The organism is Algibacter sp. 2305UL17-15 (genome assembly GCF_040720935.1).
Lineage (GTDB): Bacteria > Bacteroidota > Bacteroidia > Flavobacteriales > Flavobacteriaceae > Jejuia.
The window spans coordinates 1-15,588 of record NZ_JBFDAE010000011.1; the positions used below are offsets into that span (position 1 = coordinate 1).

Annotated in this window: 13 protein-coding genes; 4 read left to right on the forward strand and 9 right to left on the reverse strand. The window is 34.9% G+C overall.

The genetic code is table 11. The features are described from left to right. Positions 1-256 precede the first annotated feature (256 nt). Positions 257-1,177, reverse strand: a complete 921-nt coding sequence (locus ABXQ82_RS12565) for a homoserine kinase (RefSeq protein WP_367060070.1) — start codon at positions 1,175-1,177, stop codon at positions 257-259. A 274-nt stretch (positions 1,178-1,451) separates the two neighbouring features. Next, positions 1,452-3,896 carry a bifunctional aspartate kinase/homoserine dehydrogenase I gene (gene thrA, locus ABXQ82_RS12570; RefSeq protein ID WP_367060073.1) on the reverse strand — a complete coding sequence of 815 codons (2,445 nt, stop codon included), beginning with the start codon at positions 3,894-3,896 and terminating at the stop codon, positions 1,452-1,454. A 341-nt stretch (positions 3,897-4,237) separates the two neighbouring features. Here thrA and ABXQ82_RS12575 point away from each other — a divergent pair, with 341 nt between their 5' ends. Further along, positions 4,238-5,815, forward strand: coding sequence for an NAD(P)H-hydrate dehydratase (locus ABXQ82_RS12575; RefSeq protein ID WP_367060075.1), 1,578 nt, complete (start codon positions 4,238-4,240; stop codon positions 5,813-5,815). A gap of 49 nt (positions 5,816-5,864) precedes the next feature. On the opposite strand, the gene ABXQ82_RS12580 is transcribed toward ABXQ82_RS12575, so the two are convergent. The 6 genes from ABXQ82_RS12580 to ABXQ82_RS12605 all read right to left on the reverse strand — a co-directional run bounded on the left by ABXQ82_RS12580 (position 5,865) and on the right by ABXQ82_RS12605 (position 10,989). Then, positions 5,865-6,902 carry a TlpA disulfide reductase family protein gene (locus ABXQ82_RS12580; protein WP_367060078.1) on the reverse strand — a complete coding sequence of 346 codons (1,038 nt, stop codon included), beginning with the start codon at positions 6,900-6,902 and terminating at the stop codon, positions 5,865-5,867. 71 nt (positions 6,903-6,973) lie between these two features. Then, a complete protein-coding gene (locus ABXQ82_RS12585) occupies positions 6,974-7,834 on the reverse strand; it encodes a substrate-binding domain-containing protein (protein ID WP_367060080.1) in 861 nt (286 codons plus the stop codon). Beyond that, positions 7,835-8,698 carry a nucleoside phosphorylase gene (locus ABXQ82_RS12590; protein ID WP_367060083.1) on the reverse strand — a complete coding sequence of 288 codons (864 nt, stop codon included), beginning with the start codon at positions 8,696-8,698 and terminating at the stop codon, positions 7,835-7,837. Then, positions 8,688-9,629: a DUF1835 domain-containing protein gene (locus ABXQ82_RS12595; protein WP_367060085.1), complete on the reverse strand. Its 942-nt coding sequence runs from the start codon at positions 9,627-9,629 to the stop codon at positions 8,688-8,690. The genes ABXQ82_RS12590 and ABXQ82_RS12595 overlap by 11 nt, the downstream gene beginning before the upstream one ends. Positions 9,630-9,632: 3 nt before the next feature. Beyond that, positions 9,633-9,962 carry a translation initiation factor gene (locus ABXQ82_RS12600; protein ID WP_367060087.1) on the reverse strand — a complete coding sequence of 110 codons (330 nt, stop codon included), beginning with the start codon at positions 9,960-9,962 and terminating at the stop codon, positions 9,633-9,635. Positions 9,963-10,038: 76 nt separating this feature from the next. Beyond that, positions 10,039-10,989 (reverse strand): 2-oxoglutarate and iron-dependent oxygenase domain-containing protein, encoded by a 951-nt coding sequence (locus tag ABXQ82_RS12605; protein ID WP_367060089.1) that lies wholly within the window; start codon positions 10,987-10,989, stop codon positions 10,039-10,041. Between the two features lie 109 nt (positions 10,990-11,098). On the opposite strand from ABXQ82_RS12605, the gene ABXQ82_RS12610 reads away from it, so the two are divergent. Both ABXQ82_RS12610 and ABXQ82_RS12615 read left to right on the forward strand, forming a co-directional pair. Continuing rightward, positions 11,099-13,090 carry a dehydrogenase E1 component subunit alpha/beta gene (locus ABXQ82_RS12610; RefSeq protein WP_367060091.1) on the forward strand — a complete coding sequence of 664 codons (1,992 nt, stop codon included), beginning with the start codon at positions 11,099-11,101 and terminating at the stop codon, positions 13,088-13,090. 38 nt (positions 13,091-13,128) lie between these two features. Continuing rightward, complete coding sequence (locus ABXQ82_RS12615; protein ID WP_367060093.1) at positions 13,129-13,533, forward strand: hypothetical protein; 405 nt, start codon at positions 13,129-13,131, stop codon at positions 13,531-13,533. Positions 13,534-14,159: 626 nt separating this feature from the next. Here ABXQ82_RS12615 and ABXQ82_RS12620 read toward each other — a convergent pair. After that, positions 14,160-14,717 carry a biopolymer transporter ExbD gene (locus ABXQ82_RS12620; protein ID WP_367060095.1) on the reverse strand — a complete coding sequence of 186 codons (558 nt, stop codon included), beginning with the start codon at positions 14,715-14,717 and terminating at the stop codon, positions 14,160-14,162. A 195-nt stretch (positions 14,718-14,912) separates the two neighbouring features. Between ABXQ82_RS12620 and ABXQ82_RS12625 the strand changes: the two genes are divergently transcribed. Beyond that, complete coding sequence (locus ABXQ82_RS12625) at positions 14,913-15,587, forward strand: hypothetical protein (RefSeq protein WP_367060098.1); 675 nt, start codon at positions 14,913-14,915, stop codon at positions 15,585-15,587. The last annotated feature ends 1 nt before the right edge of the window (position 15,588 follow it).

Sequence of the window (15,588 nt, forward strand, 5' to 3'; positions counted from 1 at the left end):
GTCTTCGTTTAATAAATCTTCTGGTTTCATAAGTGTGTAAAATTTAAAGTTAATAAAATAAAAAACTCAGGATTGAATTCAATCCTGAGTTTTTGAAACTTACACACTTTATGGGTTAGTGCCCAGCAGACACTTCCCGTCTCCCGTCACCGGTCTTCCGTCTTCCGTCAAATTATTTTACATTTTTTCTCCAACAGACACCTCCCGTCTCCCGTCATCCGTCTCCCGTCATCCGTCTTCTGTCATCCGTCTTCTGTCAAATTATTTTCACCCCCCCAGTATTAATCTTCGACACATGCATATCAAAATCAATTACTAAATCGGAATACACATTTTCAATCACTTCTTTAACTTTTAGTGCGACATCTTTTCCTTTACATATGGAAAAAATCGATGGACCTGAACCTGAAATACCGCAGCCTAAAGCACCTTCGGATAAGGCGGCATATTTTACATCTGCAAAAAGCGGAATAAGTTTGCTTCTATGGGGCTCTATAGCTACGTCGTGCAATGAATCTTTCATTAAGTCATAATCGCTTGTATGTAAGGCGTGCACTAAACTTCCAAGGTTTGCCCATTGCGCTATCGCATCGCTTAAATCGATTTTTTTTGGTAGTAAGCTTCTGGCTTCAGATGTTTTTATTTCAATTTGCGGATGAATGATGGTTGCATACAAATCATCTGGAGTTGGAATTTCTAAAATCTGTAAAGGCGACACACTTTTAACCAAAGTAAATCCACCAAAAAGGGCGGGAGCGAGGTTGTCGGCGTGCTCACATTTACTTGCGATTGCTTCTCCTTTTATCGCAAATTGGGTTAACTGTGTTTTGTTGAATGGCTTTCCTAATATTTCGTTCATTCCAAAAACACTACCAACGGCACTTGCAGCACTACTACCAATACCACTTCCAGGTTTTATGTTTTTATAGATTTCAATTTCAAAACCAAAATCAACATCAATCGCTTCATACATGGCCAATGCCGAAACACCTGCAACATTCAATTCCGCTTCAAAAGGCAAATCGAAACCTTCAATTTTAGTAATAAAAATTCCTTTTTTGTCGGTTTTTCTAATGACCATTTCATCGCCAACAGTGTCTAGGCAAAAGCCCATAACATCAAAACCACAAGCTACATTGGCGACTGTTGCTGGAGAAAATATTTTTATTTCGTTCATTTAATTATCTCTTTGTCATTCCCGCGAAGGCGGGAATCTCATAAAATTGATTTCAATTCAAAATTTACTCGTCTTTATTCTCTTCTCTTTATTCTCTTCTCTTTATTCTCTATTCCTTAGCCCCATTTCTTTCATTTTATTCCCAGGCTTTTATTTTTTATTTGTTTTTTACTCCTAACTCCTAACTCCTAACTCCTAACTCCTAACTCCTAACTCCTAACTCCTAACTCCTAACTCCTAACTCCTAACTCCTAACTCCTAACTCCTAACTGAATTAATCATTCCCCAATCTAATAATATCCGCAAATAATCCAGAAGCTGTTACATCTGCACCTGCACCAGCACCCTTAATAATCATAGGTTGTTGCGAATAGCGTTGTGTGTAAAACATCACGATATTATCGCTGCCTTCTAAATTAGAAAACGGATGACCTTCCGGGATTTCCTGCAAACTCACACTCGCTTTTCCATCATCAAATTTAGCGACATATTTTAACTGACAGTTGTTCGCTTTCGCGGAAGCATATAAACTTTGGTAATGTGCTTCGTCTGCAATTAAAGTGTCGTAGAAATCATCAACAGAATCGCTTTTTAATCCTGATGGCGATAAGAACGGTGTGTTTTCAATATCTTCTAAATTCATTGCGACACCACTTTCCCTAGCCAAAATTAAAATTTTACGCGCCACATCTACACCGCTTAAATCTATCCTTGGATCTGGTTCTGTATAACCTTCGGCACCAGCTTGTTTTACAACATCGTAAAACTTAGTGGTATCATTAAAATTATTAAACACATAATTTAAACTTCCTGATAAAACGGCTTGAATGGACGTTACCTTATCGCCCGAAGCAATTAAGTTATTTAGTGTATCAATTATGGGTAAACCTGCGCCCACATTGGTTTCAAATAAATATGGTGCGTTATATTTAAGCGATAATCGTTTTAATTCTTTATAGTTATTAAATTCACTTGAACAGGCAATTTTGTTACACGCTACAACAGCGATGCTTTCCCTTAAATATTTTGCGTATAGCCCTGCAATGTCTTTATTAGCAGTAACATCAACAAAAATACTGTTCCGTAAATTTAATGCTTTGGCCTTTTCGAAAAAGCCTTCCAAAGATGCTTTTTCGCCATTTGCCAATTGTTCTTTCCAGTTTTTTAAAGCGATGCCACTTTCACCAAAAATCATGGTTCTAGAATTTGATAATCCTGCAACGCGCAAGTTGATTTTAAGGTTTTCTTTTAAATACTTTTTTTGTTGATGAATTTGTTCCACTAATTTTTCTCCAACATTTCCAACGCCCGTAATAAATACGTTTAGTTGTTTTGTCATGGTTTCAAAAAATGCTTCATGCAACGTATTTAAAGCTTTTTTTACATCAGTTTCATCTATAACTGCCGAAATGTTTTTTTCTGAAGCACCTTGGGCAATCGCTCTAATATTTATGTTATTCTTACCTAAAGTGCTGAACATTTTTCCACTAATACCTTGATGGTTTTTCATGTTTTCGCCTACCAAAGCTATAATAGATAAATTGGTTTCAACAATTATAGGATCTATTTTATGAAGCTCAATTTCATTTTCAAAGGTAATATCAATAGCCGTTTTTGCGATTTCAACATCTTTTTCCTCTATACCCAAACAAATAGAATGTTCCGAAGATGCTTGGGTTATTAAAATCACATTAATTTTTTCGTTGGATAATGTCTCAAAGAGACGTCTTGAAAACCCAGGAATACCAACCATTCCAGTACCTTGAAGTGTTAAAAGTGCAATATTTGAAATATTGGAAATACCCTTAACAGGAGAACTGGACCCGTTTGCATCCTTAGAAATAATAGTACCTACCGCTTCTGGATCCATAGTGTTTTTTATATGAATGGGGATATCTAAATCCAACACAGGTTGCACCGTTGGTGGATAGAGTACTTTAGCACCAAAGTGTGATAACTCCATGGCTTCCTGATACGAAATAGTTTCGATAGGGTAGGCCTGTTTTACCAATTTAGGATTTGTTGTAAACATACCGCTTACGTCTGTCCAAATCTCTAATTGTTTTACATGTAAAGCTGCGGCAACTATAGCAGCAGAAAAATCTGAACCACCACGACCAAGCGTTGTTTGTTCTCCATTAGCAGAATTCGCCACAAACCCAGGAAGGATTGTGATTTTTTGTGCAGCAGATTTAAAATAGTCTATAATATTTTTGTTTGTATCCTTAAAATAAACTTCAGCTTTTGTAAAATTAGAATTTGTTACAACAAGCTCTTGGGAATTTTTACGTTCAGCAGAAAGTCCTCTGTTTTTCATTGTTTCAGCAATGATAAAAGAGGATAACAATTCGCCGAAACTTACCAGTTTATCTGATGTTTTAGGAGATAATTCATTAATTAAATAAATACCTTCCAGCAAACTTTTAAGGGCCTCTAATCTTTCTTCAACAAAACTTAAAATCGAGCTATTTCCGTTAGGGTTTAACTCCTTAATAATACTGAAATGACTATTTTTTATGATATCAAACGTGTCCTTAAAAGCCTCGTCTTTATTTTGTGCCTGTTGTCCAGCAAGCAGTAGTTTATCTGTAATGCCGCCAACTGCGGAAACCACACATACTACGTTACTGTCTTTTGAATAGGCATCTAAAATGTTTATGACTCTATTTATATTTTTTGAAGAACCTACAGAAGTTCCTCCGAATTTCAAAACCTTCATTTTTTAATGAATTGATAGTTAAAATAATTACTTGTGAAATTGCAATTAAAAAAATTGCAACAATAGCCCGAAGAATATATAATTAGTAACCCCAAAGGGTTGTAGTATTTGTAGTGAATCCATAAATAAAAGTAGTTCCTCTAAGATTAGAAGAACTTAAAACACTCATATTTTGATTTGATAGATTCATTATAATTATACAATATCAGCCCAAAAGTATTACATTTAGCCTAATAAAAAAACTAAAAACAATTTTTTGTAAAATTCTTATGGAGAACGTTTTTGATTTTAAGAAAACCAATGATATCTCCACAGAATTAAAAAATCAATAATATAAGTACATGAAGATATTTTCTAAAGAACAAATCTACGAAGGAGATAGGCTAACGGCAGAGCGTCAAAACATAACTTCAACAGAATTAATGGAACGTGCAGGCATCCAAATTTTTAATTGGATGCATATGCGGATGCAAGGTGCGCAAGTGCCTATCCATATTTTTTGTGGGATTGGTAATAATGGAGGCGATGGTTTGGTTTTAGCCCGGCATTTAATTTTAGATGGCTATAACGTGAAAACTTATGTAGTGAACTGTAGCGATAAGCGTTCGAAAGATTTTTTGGTTAATTACGACCGTATTAAAAATGTGACTAAAGAATGGCCCACACTTTTAAGTTGTCAAGAAGATTTTCCTGAAATGCACCCAGATGATATTATTGTTGATGCTGTTTTTGGAATAGGGCTTAACCGTCCCGTGGATGATTGGGTAAAAGGATTATTTATGCATTTTAGGACTAGTAAAGCATTTACGCTTTCGGTTGATATTCCTTCAGGATTACATACAGATGACGCTGTTGAGGATGAAGATGCTGTAGTTTGGGCAGGGTTTACATTGAGTTTTGCATCTCCAAAATTGGTATTCTTTTTACCTGAAACTGCAAAATTCACACTCCAATGGGAAATTTTGGATATTGGGTTAGATCCAGAATATTTGCACACCACGGAAACTGAAGTTGAGCTTATTGGAAAGCGTGAAATTTTACCTAATTACATGCCAAGAGATAAGTTTTCGCATAAAGGACAGTTTGGTCATGCATTAATTATTGGGGGAAGTTATGGGAAAATAGGTGCTGTTACCTTGACAAGTAGGGCCGCTTTGTCTGCTGGTGCTGGTTTGGTTTCTGCGTATGTTCCAAAATGCGGCTATGTGCCTTTGCAAGCGTCTTTTCCTGAAGCTATGGTAATTACCGATACAGATGAAGCGAAAATAACTGCCATTAAATTTGACATTGAACCTACCGTGGTTGCTTTTGGAATAGGAGCGGGGGCGGATACAAAAACAGTTAATGCTTTTGAAGCGTTTCTAAAAACGAATGAAGCACCATTGGTTATAGATGCCGATGGTTTAAATATTTTAGCGAAAAAGAAAGCATTATTGAAATTGTTACCAGAATTATCTATTCTAACACCGCACCCAAAAGAACTTGAAAGATTGGTTGGGAAATGGAAAGATGATTTTGATAAATTGAAAAAAGTAAAAGCTTTTACTAAAAAATATAAGCTTATAGTTGTTGTAAAAGGGGCAAATACGATTACTGCTTTTAATGATTCATTTTATATAAATACCACAGGAAACCCTGGTTTAGCAACAGCAGGAAGTGGCGATGTTTTAACTGGAATTATTACTGGTTTAATTGCCCAAGGTTATCATCCATCAGTTGCTGCGATTTTTGGTGTGTATTTACATGGGAAATCTGCGGATATTGCAGTTGAGGATTTTGGCTATCAAAGTTTAATAGCGAGCCATGTGATTGAGTATTTGGGCGAAGCATATATTGATTTGTTTAAGCAGCCAGAGCAGGTGCATCAGCCTCAGGAAGAACCTGACGAAACACAAAGGAAACAAAAACAGAAAAAATAAAAAAGTCGCAATTTGCGACTTTTTTTATGGAATCCTATTTAGTGTTAAACTATATATCCAATTCAGAAAATAAATCTTTCAATCCTGGACTCGAAGGTCTAGGTGCATCGGGATTTACAATATTTCCTGCTGGATCTATTAAGATAAATCGGGGAATGCCTTGAATCTTGTAGTCCAGTACAAATTGTGACATGCCTCCTTTAGGTGCAAATAATTGAATACCGCCTAATTGTTTATCTTTTATCATTTTTTTCCAATCTTCACGCGCTTTATCCCAAGAACCGCCGTGTGTTCTGTCATCATCAATGGACAAGCTTACAAACTGAATATTTTTACCATGGTATGCTTTCTCTAAACGTTTCAATGCTGGAATTTCAGCTTTACATGGGCCGCACCACGTAGCCCAAACATCAATGTAAGTGTATTTTCCTTTTAAATCGGATAATGACGTTGTTGTGCCATCATAATTTTCGTAATCTTCAAAAACTGGCGACGGACTTCCTTTTGATAAAGTCTCTAAAAGACCAACTCTTTCATCTAAAAATCTGTTATACATGGTTTTTAACTTTTCAAAATCGCTATCCGGACTTTTAAAAAATTCAGCCCCTAAATCTTTGTTTTTTTCTTTTAAATCTGCATATCCTTGGGTTAGGTTTTTTAAAACATCTTTAAGTTCTTCAGGAGATTTAGACATTAAATTCGCACTTAAATACTTTTTTTGAAGCAGTACATTTTCGGCATAAAAATTACTTTTATTGGCATCGTAACCAGTAAATTTTAAAGTCTCATCAAAATTATCAATATCAAATGCAACTGAAGATTCGGTATCATTTTTCAAATAAAGATTTCCAAATTCGTTGCCTAACTTAAAGGTGTATCTTCCTGCTTCAACTTTAAGGGTATCACTAAAAGTACCATCTTCATTAATCGTGATGTCTTTTTTAAAACCACTAGCTTGATTAAAAACCGTGAATTTAGAAATAGTGCCTTTGTTATCTATTTTTCCAGATAAGGTTGCATAATCTTTTGGCTCTGTTTTACAGGCTAAAATTGTTAGTATGGATAGTAGGCTAAGTAATTTATTCATAATCGATGTTAATTTTTAAAAGTGCAAAATTAAATAAAAAGGGGATTGTTTCATTGAATTTTAACACTAGTTTAGGTGTTTAGCGTATGTGTTAACGACTCATAATCAACTATTTTAGGAATAATATCCAAAGCTTTTAATTGTTTTTGAACATTCATAATAGTTGACTCGTCAATCAATTCTTGAGACCATTCGGTAATTTCCAACCATTCTTGAACATCTTCTATTTGTTGTTTGTAGCGGTTTGCAATTGTTCTGTCAATACTTGGAATATCCTTAAATTCTGAAGTGGTAGCATTTACAATTTTCAAAATAGTTTTAAGTATGTCTTCATCGTTTTTTATAAAATCTTCCCGAACGGCAATAACAAAACAGGGCCATGGCGACGGGCAATCATCAATGCGTCTAAAAACACCATTGTCAACTATGGGTTTGGTGGTGTATTTTTCCCAAAGGAAATAATCTGCTTTATTATTCGTAAGTCCTTCAATAGCGCCTTCCAAATTATTAATCACTTCAAAATCCAAATCTTTTTCTAAATTCCAATTGTTATTCTGGGCATTGATATAAGCCATTAAATGAGACCCCGAACCATAGCGACTTATAGCCGCTTTTGTGCCTTTTAAATCGTCATTTTTTTTATAAGGAGAATGGTCTGCTACATGCACACCCCAAATAAGTGGTGTTTCCACGAAAGTCTGCACTATTTTACTCGGGTTTCCAGCAATGATATCTTTAATGATGCCTTCGGTTAAAATGACGGCAATATCAATATCTCCGTTTCTTAAACCTTTGCACATGGCTCCCGTTCCTCCTGGGTAATCGTGCCACCTTAAATTAATGCCTTCGTCCTTATATTCTCCATTTTTTAAGCTTAAATACCAAGCTAAATTGAAATGCTCTGGCACACCGCCAATATTTACTGTCTTCATTTAAATGCGTTCTAAAGTATATGTAATTAAACGTTCTATAGTTTCGGTTGGATTAGTGCTAAAATCGCCAGTAGTACGATTTGCTATAATGGCGTTTAGTGATATTGCTTTATGCCCCAGTAGTTTCGCTAAACCATAAATGCCCGAAGTTTCCATTTCTAAATTGGTAACTCTTAATCCGTTGGAATTAAAACTATCAATTTTACTGTTTAAGTCTGGATTATTAAGCGGTAAGCGTAACACCCGACCTTGAGGGCCGTAAAACCCGTTTGCAGTAGCAGTAATTCCGTGGTGTGTTTTGTTACTTTTGAATTTGTCTATAAGTTCCTTGGAACCTTCAACAATAATAGGTTTTGCTTTGTTGCTATCCCAATTTGTTTGGGTAACAAATGCGTCTTCCAATTCTGGGTTTGCAATAGTTTCGGTTTGGTAAGCATGCAACATCCCATTAAAATCGATAGCGTGAGAACTGATTAAAAATGAATCTACAGGAATATCTTTTTGTATTGACCCCGAAGTGCCAATTCTTATAATATCGAGGTTTTTGAGTTTGTCGTTTACTGTTCTAGTATCAAAATTAATGTTTACCAGCGCGTCGAGTTCGTTTAAAACAATATCAATATTATCGGTTCCAATACCTGTTGAAATAACTGTAATTCGTTTGTCTTTATAAGTTCCTGTATGTGTTTTAAATTCTCGTTTTTGAGTTTCAAAATCGATGTTATCAAAATGTTTTGTTACTAGAGAAACACGATCTTGGTCGCCAACAAAAATTATGGTATCCCCAATATCTTCAGGTTTTAAATTCAAATGATAAATACTGCCATCTGGATTTAAAATCAATTCTGATGCTTTAATTGACATTAAACGGCGATTTAATGAGCTTGTTTTCAGACTTACTAAACTGAAAATCTAATTTTTTAACACCTCCAAAAACCATATCATTTTCAATGTCTTTTGAAAAATTATGTTGCCCAAGTAATGCTTCGTGTCCTTTTCTATTTAGCTCAATACTTTCATCTTTAATGGTGAAAAAGATACTTAAACGATTGATGATTCTTTCTAATTGTAAATCGATATACCCATAATAACCTTGATAATTTAAAGCATAGCCCAATAAATGATGTTTGGATTTAATCTCATTATTAATAACCAGATTAAGGATGTTGGTTTCCAAAATATTCAAGCCGGTTTTAGAATCTGGAAAACGCTCTAAATGTGCTTTTAAGCAATTACTTAAATATTTGAAAGAAGAACTTTTAACAATAAAAGGTTTTAAAAGATTATGGTCTTGTCCATTGTAAATTCCCCAAAGCGTGCCTGCTAAATCAATATCTTCTGGAGTCAATTTCACTTTATTTTTGTAAAGCTTCACAAGCTGATTGGATTTTAGTTCAGAGAAACCTTTTAAGCTCTTGCTTCCAGCAACTCTACCGCTAGAAACTAGGTAAATAGGTAAGTCTATGTGTTTTTGACGCAGTAGATTTATCACAGCAATCATATTAATATGACAAAACAAATCGTATTCAAACCACAATACTATTTCCGAATAGCGCTCTGGATTGGCCAACTGGCCCATTGCAAATTCAACTTTGTTTAAGTCTAATTCAATGTTGTAATAATCATTAAGAAAAGACTGTCTTAACCCAATAAATTCATCTGAATGAATAATTTCCTGTGTAGGCCCTTCGCATAATATTTCTTGCCAAGTGAGTTTCTCGCCTTCAATCTCTAATTCTTTTAAAACCCCGGTGAGATTGCCACCATTGGTAATATGTAATGTTTGCGTTTCCATAATTTATCCTCCAACCCGTTTTACTGCAAAGCCTTTGTCTTTTAGCATTTGCATTATTTTATCTCTATAATCTCCCTGAATGATGATTTTATCTTCTTTAAAACTCCCGCCAACGCTTAATTTGGTTTTAATCTCTTTGGCTAAAGCTTTAAAATCTTCTGCAGCACCAGTATAGCCTTCTAAAATTGTAGTTGCTTTGCCCTTTCGTTTTTCGTATTTACAAATAATGGGATCATCTTGCATCCAAATATCCGAAGCGTTGTTTGTTGTTTCATCAGCCTCTTCTGGAGTATGTTCTGGGAAAAGGTTTTTTAATTGGTCTTGTAAATCCATCTTTATAAGTTTACAGTCGCAGTCACAGTCTCAGTAATCACGATTTGCGACTGTTTACTGAGACTGTGACTGAAAACTATTTTTTTATCAATCCTAATTCAATTAAGCGTTCTGTTAAAAATTCGCCTGCTGTAATATCCTCAAATTGTTTTGGGTTGTTTTCGTCTATACATTCCTCTAAAACATTCAATTTCATGGCACTTATCGGGTGCATAAAAAACGGAATGGAATATCTTGAAGTGCCCCAAAGTTCCTTCGGCGGATTCACAACACGATGAATCGTAGATTTTAGTTTATTATTAGTGTGTCTTGATAACATATCGCCAACATTTATCATTAATTCGTCAGGTTCTGCAATGGCGTCAATCCATTCGCCTTTATGGTTTTGCACTTGTAAACCTTTGCCTTGAGCGCCCATTAATAATGTAATTAAATTGATGTCGCCATGTGCGGCAGCTCTTTCAGCTTCTTTAGGTTCCTGCGTAATTGGTGGGTAATGGATCGGTCTTAAAATTGAATTTCCGTTGTGGATATAAGCGTCAAAATAAGTTTCTTCCAAACCTAAATGTAACGCTAATGCCCTTAGTACATATTTTGCTGTTTTTTCGAGCATTTCATAAGCCTGCTTGCCAATTTTATTAAATTCAGGCAATTCCTTGACTATAAGATTACTTGGATATTCTGCTTTTAATTTTTCATCATCTTCAACATACTGTCCAAAATGCCAAAATTCCTTTAAATCGCCTTCTTTTTTACCTTTTGCGCTTTCTTTTCCAAAGGAAACATAACCGCGCTGACCAGCAATTTCAGGGATTTCATATTTCTTTTTAATGGCAACTGGTAAATCAAAAAACCTTTTAACTTCTTTATATAAATTTTCAACTAGCGCTTCATCTAAAAAATGACCTTTTAGGGCCACAAAACCAATATCTTCATAAGCTTTTCCTATGGCATCAACAAAATCTTGCTTCTTAGTTGTGCTATCAGAAGTAAAATCACGCAAATCTACACTTGGGATGGAATTCATAAAGAAATGATTAAATAGATTGAATCACAAATGTACAAAAGATTGTAAAGAATTTGAATAGATTAAAAGCGGTCTTTTTGTTCTATATTTGAAATATTAAATGATACTGATGCACAATCTAAACTTCAATTATAACATTGAAAAGCTAAAAAAAGACACATTAATTGGTCTTTATACAAACATGCTGAAATCAAGGTTGATTGAAGAAAGAATGCTTGTATTGCTCCGTCAGGGGAAAGTGAGCAAATGGTTTTCTGGGATTGGACAGGAAGCCATTTCTGTAGGTGTGACCCTGGCATTAAATCCTGAAGACTATATTTTGCCAATGCACCGAAATTTAGGTGTTTTCACTACTAGAAACATTCCGCTTTATAGGTTATTTGGACAATGGCAAGGCAAAGCGTCTGGATTTACTAAAGGAAGAGACAGGTCTTTTCATTTTGGAACACAAGAGTACAATATTGTTGGGATGATTTCCCATTTGGGACCACAGTTGGGTGTTGCAGATGGTATTGCTTTAGCTTCAAAAGTGAAAAGCAAAAATCAAGTCACAGCAGTATTTACAGGAGAAGGAGGTACTAGTGAAGGCGATTTCCATGAAGCCTTAAATGTGGCTTCCGTTTGGCAATTGCCAGTTTTATTCTGTATTGAAAACAATGGATATGGTTTGTCAACGCCGACCAACGAGCAGTATAATTGTGAAAATCTAGCCGACAGAGGATTGGGTTACGGCATGGAATCCCATATTGTTGATGGAAATAACATAGTTGAAGTGTATTCCAAAGTTTCAGAAATAGCAGAAAGCATCCGCGAAAATCCACATCCTGTTTTAATTGAATTTAAAACGTTTAGAATGCGAGGGCATGAAGAGGCGAGTGGTACAGAATATGTCCCCCAAACACTTTTAAGCGCATGGGAAACTAAAGATCCTATTTTAAATTTTGAATCCTTTTTACTGAATGAAGCTATTTTAAGTGAAGCTGATAAAACTAAAATTAAAGATGAAATCATTGCTGAAATACAAGAACATTTAGAGCTTGCATTTAATGAAGAAGATATTATTCCAAATGAAATAAAAGAATTAAATGATGTGTTCAAATCTTTTGAATATGAATCAATTACTCCAAATAATAATTCAAAAGAAATTAGATTTATTGATGCTCTTTCCGAAGGTTTAAAACAAAGTATGGAACGCCATAATAATTTGATACTCATGGGACAAGATATTGCGGAATACGGTGGCGTTTTTAAAATTACCGAAGGTTTTGTCGAGGAATTTGGAAAAGAAAGAGTTAGAAATACACCGATTTGTGAATCGGCAATTGTAGAAACGGCTATGGGTTTATCAATCGCGGGCATCAAAAGTGTTGTAGAAATGCAATTTGCGGATTTTGCATCTTCGGGATTTAATCCTATTGTAAATTATTTGGCAAAATCCCATTACAGATGGGGACAAGAAGCCGATGTTGTGATAAGAATGCCTTGTGGAGGTGGCGTTGCTGCGGGCCCGTTTCATTCGCAAACCAATGAAGCTTGGTTTACCAAAACCCCCGGATTAAAAGTTGTCTATCCAGCATTTCCTTATGATGCTAAAGGTTTATTGGCAACTGCTATTAACGATCCAAACCCGGTATTGTTTTTTGAGCATAAAGGCTTGTACAGAACTATTAAAGAAGATGTGCCAACCGATTATTATACATTACCCTTTGGAAAAGCATCAGTTATTCAATGCGGAAATGCTATTACCATTATTAGTTATGGCGCAACGGTTCATTGGGCGTTGGAAACCCTAAGCAATAACCCAGGAATTTCGGCAGATCTTATTGATTTGAGGACGTTACAACCTTTGGATACTGAAACCATTTATACTTCGGTTAAAAAAACAGGACGCGCCATTATTCTTCAAGAAGATTCATTATTTGGTGGGATTGCTAGTGATATTTCAGCATTACTAATGGAACATTGTTTTGAGTATTTAGATGCACCGGTTAAGCGTGTTGCAAGTATGAAAACGCCAATACCTTTTGCGAGCCAATTAGAACAACAGTATCTTTCTAAGAATAGATTTGAAGTGGCGTTGAAGGCATTATTAGAGTACTAGTTTTAATTCTTTATCTTTAAAAGAACTAAAACCATGTTTTGAAAATTTTCCCATTACTTATTTTACTAGTGCTTTTTAATTGTAAGAAAGCAGAAGATAGCTTTAAAGATGCCTTCAATTGGCATTCAAGAACAGTTACTGCAACAGCCTATAATTCATTAGCCTATCAAACCGATTCAAACCCAAATATTACTGCTTTTGGTGATAGTTTAAAACCCGGAATGAAATATATAGCCGTGTCTCGGGATTTACAACGACTGGGTTTAAAACACAATACCCCCGTAATCATTGAAGGATTAGAAGGGGTATATCTCGTTAAAGACAGAATGCATTCGCGCTGGACAAACCGCATTGATATTTACATGGGCGTGGATGTAAAAGCTGCAAAAGAGTGGGGCAGACGAAAAGTTTGCATTGATTATGGGATTCCTAAGAAAAATTAAGTGCTTGACAAAAATTAAATTAAGCTTCAATACATAACAGTAAAAATCACACCTTCTTAGAAGGTGGCTTTGAATTGCCCCTAAAAGGGGCTTTTACAAACTATAAGCAAACAAAATGGCTGCCTCTGGTTGAAACAAAAAATACAAACGGTTTCATTTCAGGCAAAGCCATATGAACATGACCACCACCAAAGGAGGTGGTTTTTTAAGATGAAATAAATTAGAGTAAAATTGAGAGCTTCATAAGTTTTTAAACCCCGAAGGGGTTGCATGTATATAGACTAATTGTTTTTTATGTTCGACCCCGATGGGGTCGTATCTTTTTTAGTCATAGATGTTATAAATATGTGAATCCATCGGATTCATGAATGTTATAAATTAAAAACTCCGAGGATTTTAGAATGTGTTTACCCAATCTAAATAGGTTTGTTTTTTGAACTCCCTAAGCTTAGGTAAAGGTGTATTTTAATGCGTATTAATACCCTATTAAAGTTGAAATGCTATAACTGCAAATCTCTAATTGTCAAACCCCGAAATTTCGGGGCTAACAGGTCTAGGAGTTTATCAAAGAGAACTTAATGACTCTTTTTATCTATTTTCTTTATCTATTCTCATTTATCTTTATTTCATCTCGTTTCTGCTTCCGAAAGAATAAAAGGATAAGCATCCTTAACCTGTTTCAACTCGTCTTTTGTTAAATTATCAATTTGTTTGTTGAGCACTTTTTCAGCATAAGTTTTACGTAATTCAAAATAGGCTTTAGTGAGTTCATCCTGTACTTCAATAAATTGATTGTAATTTGAGTTTCTATCGGTTTGCAATGAAATTACTGCTTTACTTGGATTGTCAGATGATGTTTCGTTTTTATTACCATTACAATAGGTGCAACTTCCATCGCCATTATTGTCTAAAAAAGTCTTTGCTAAATCTTTAATGTCGTCCACAGTAGCTATTTCGTTATCGACCATAATTTCATTTTTAGCGTTTATGGCAATTTTCAGAATATTCCGTTCGGCTATAATAGAATTGCAATCTATTCCGGGAGGACATTCTTTGGGAAGTTGTCGATTGATGCCTGTGTCCTTCGGAATTGCGGCAGTGACCAAAAAAAAGATTAATAATAAAAATGCGATGTCTGCCATAGATCCGGCATTTACTTCTGGGCTTGAATTTGTACGTCTCATGATTTTTATGTTTTTGTTAGACAATTGTTAATGCCATGTTAAAACACAAAAACGATACCATAAAAATCAAATTCTATTTAGGAACAGTTATTGTTAACATAGTTATAAATTTTGAAAGGTAGAGGGCTATGTTTAAGATAAAGAAATATCTTTGTCACATATTTCGATGCTTTTAAAACACAAAGTAGAAGAATAATGAGATTTTTAATTACTTGTTTTATAGTTATTGTTTTTGCGGCAAGCGGAAACGCACAAATAGATTCTAAGAAAAATTCTGGTATCATAATACCCGCAATAGAAGCTCCCAAAGATTCATTGGATAACAAAAAAATAGTACCCGAAGAACCGAAAGAAAATAATCAATTTGATGGTGTTTCTGCTCCAAAAGTAGTGGGTAGGCTAGAATTTCCTAAAAAGGAATTTTCAATGTTTCCACAGGAAGAGTTTAAAAATCCTGGGGAATTATACACCAAGAAATTGGACAAACTAGAAAAGGAATTGTTGCCAGAAGGCCATGGCTTAAATGCAGGAATTAAGGAAGATGCTTATTGGGGGGATTATAGAACTACTTCTAAGTCAGTAACCATTTTGGTTCGGGACCATTCTGCTATCGATGGGGATTTGTTACGTATTTTAGTAAACGATGATATCATTCAATCCAATATTTATTTGACTCAAAATTACAAAGGCCTTAAATTAGATTTGATAGATGGGATTAATAAAATTGACTTTTTTGCTATAAATACAGGATCATCAGGACCTAATACCGCAGAATATAAAATTGTAGATGAAAATGTAAAATTAATTTCAAGAAAAGTATGGGCTTTAGCTAAGGGTGTTAGAGTGACTTTTATTGTTATTAAGGAATAAA

Bases quoted from the DNA above. Each gene is read 5' to 3' on its own strand.
- thrA (WP_367060073.1), bottom strand. From the start codon at position 3,896: ATGAAGGTTTTGAAATTCGGAGGAACTTCTGTAGGTTCTTCAAAAAAT.
- ABXQ82_RS12610 (WP_367060091.1), top strand. From the start codon at position 11,099: ATGCACAATCTAAACTTCAATTATAACATTGAAAAGCTAAAAAAAGAC.
- ABXQ82_RS12580 (WP_367060078.1), bottom strand. From the start codon at position 6,902: ATGAATAAATTACTTAGCCTACTATCCATACTAACAATTTTAGCCTGT.
- ABXQ82_RS12600 (WP_367060087.1), bottom strand. From the start codon at position 9,962: ATGGATTTACAAGACCAATTAAAAAACCTTTTCCCAGAACATACTCCA.
- ABXQ82_RS12590 (WP_367060083.1), bottom strand. From the start codon at position 8,698: ATGTCAATTAAAGCATCAGAATTGATTTTAAATCCAGATGGCAGTATT.
- ABXQ82_RS12565 (WP_367060070.1), bottom strand. From the start codon at position 1,177: ATGAACGAAATAAAAATATTTTCTCCAGCAACAGTCGCCAATGTAGCT.
- ABXQ82_RS12625 (WP_367060098.1), top strand. From the start codon at position 14,913: ATGAGATTTTTAATTACTTGTTTTATAGTTATTGTTTTTGCGGCAAGC.
- ABXQ82_RS12605 (WP_367060089.1), bottom strand. From the start codon at position 10,989: ATGAATTCCATCCCAAGTGTAGATTTGCGTGATTTTACTTCTGATAGC.
- ABXQ82_RS12575 (WP_367060075.1), top strand. From the start codon at position 4,238: ATGAAGATATTTTCTAAAGAACAAATCTACGAAGGAGATAGGCTAACG.
- ABXQ82_RS12595 (WP_367060085.1), bottom strand. From the start codon at position 9,629: ATGGAAACGCAAACATTACATATTACCAATGGTGGCAATCTCACCGGG.
- ABXQ82_RS12620 (WP_367060095.1), bottom strand. From the start codon at position 14,717: ATGAGACGTACAAATTCAAGCCCAGAAGTAAATGCCGGATCTATGGCA.
- ABXQ82_RS12585 (WP_367060080.1), bottom strand. From the start codon at position 7,834: ATGAAGACAGTAAATATTGGCGGTGTGCCAGAGCATTTCAATTTAGCT.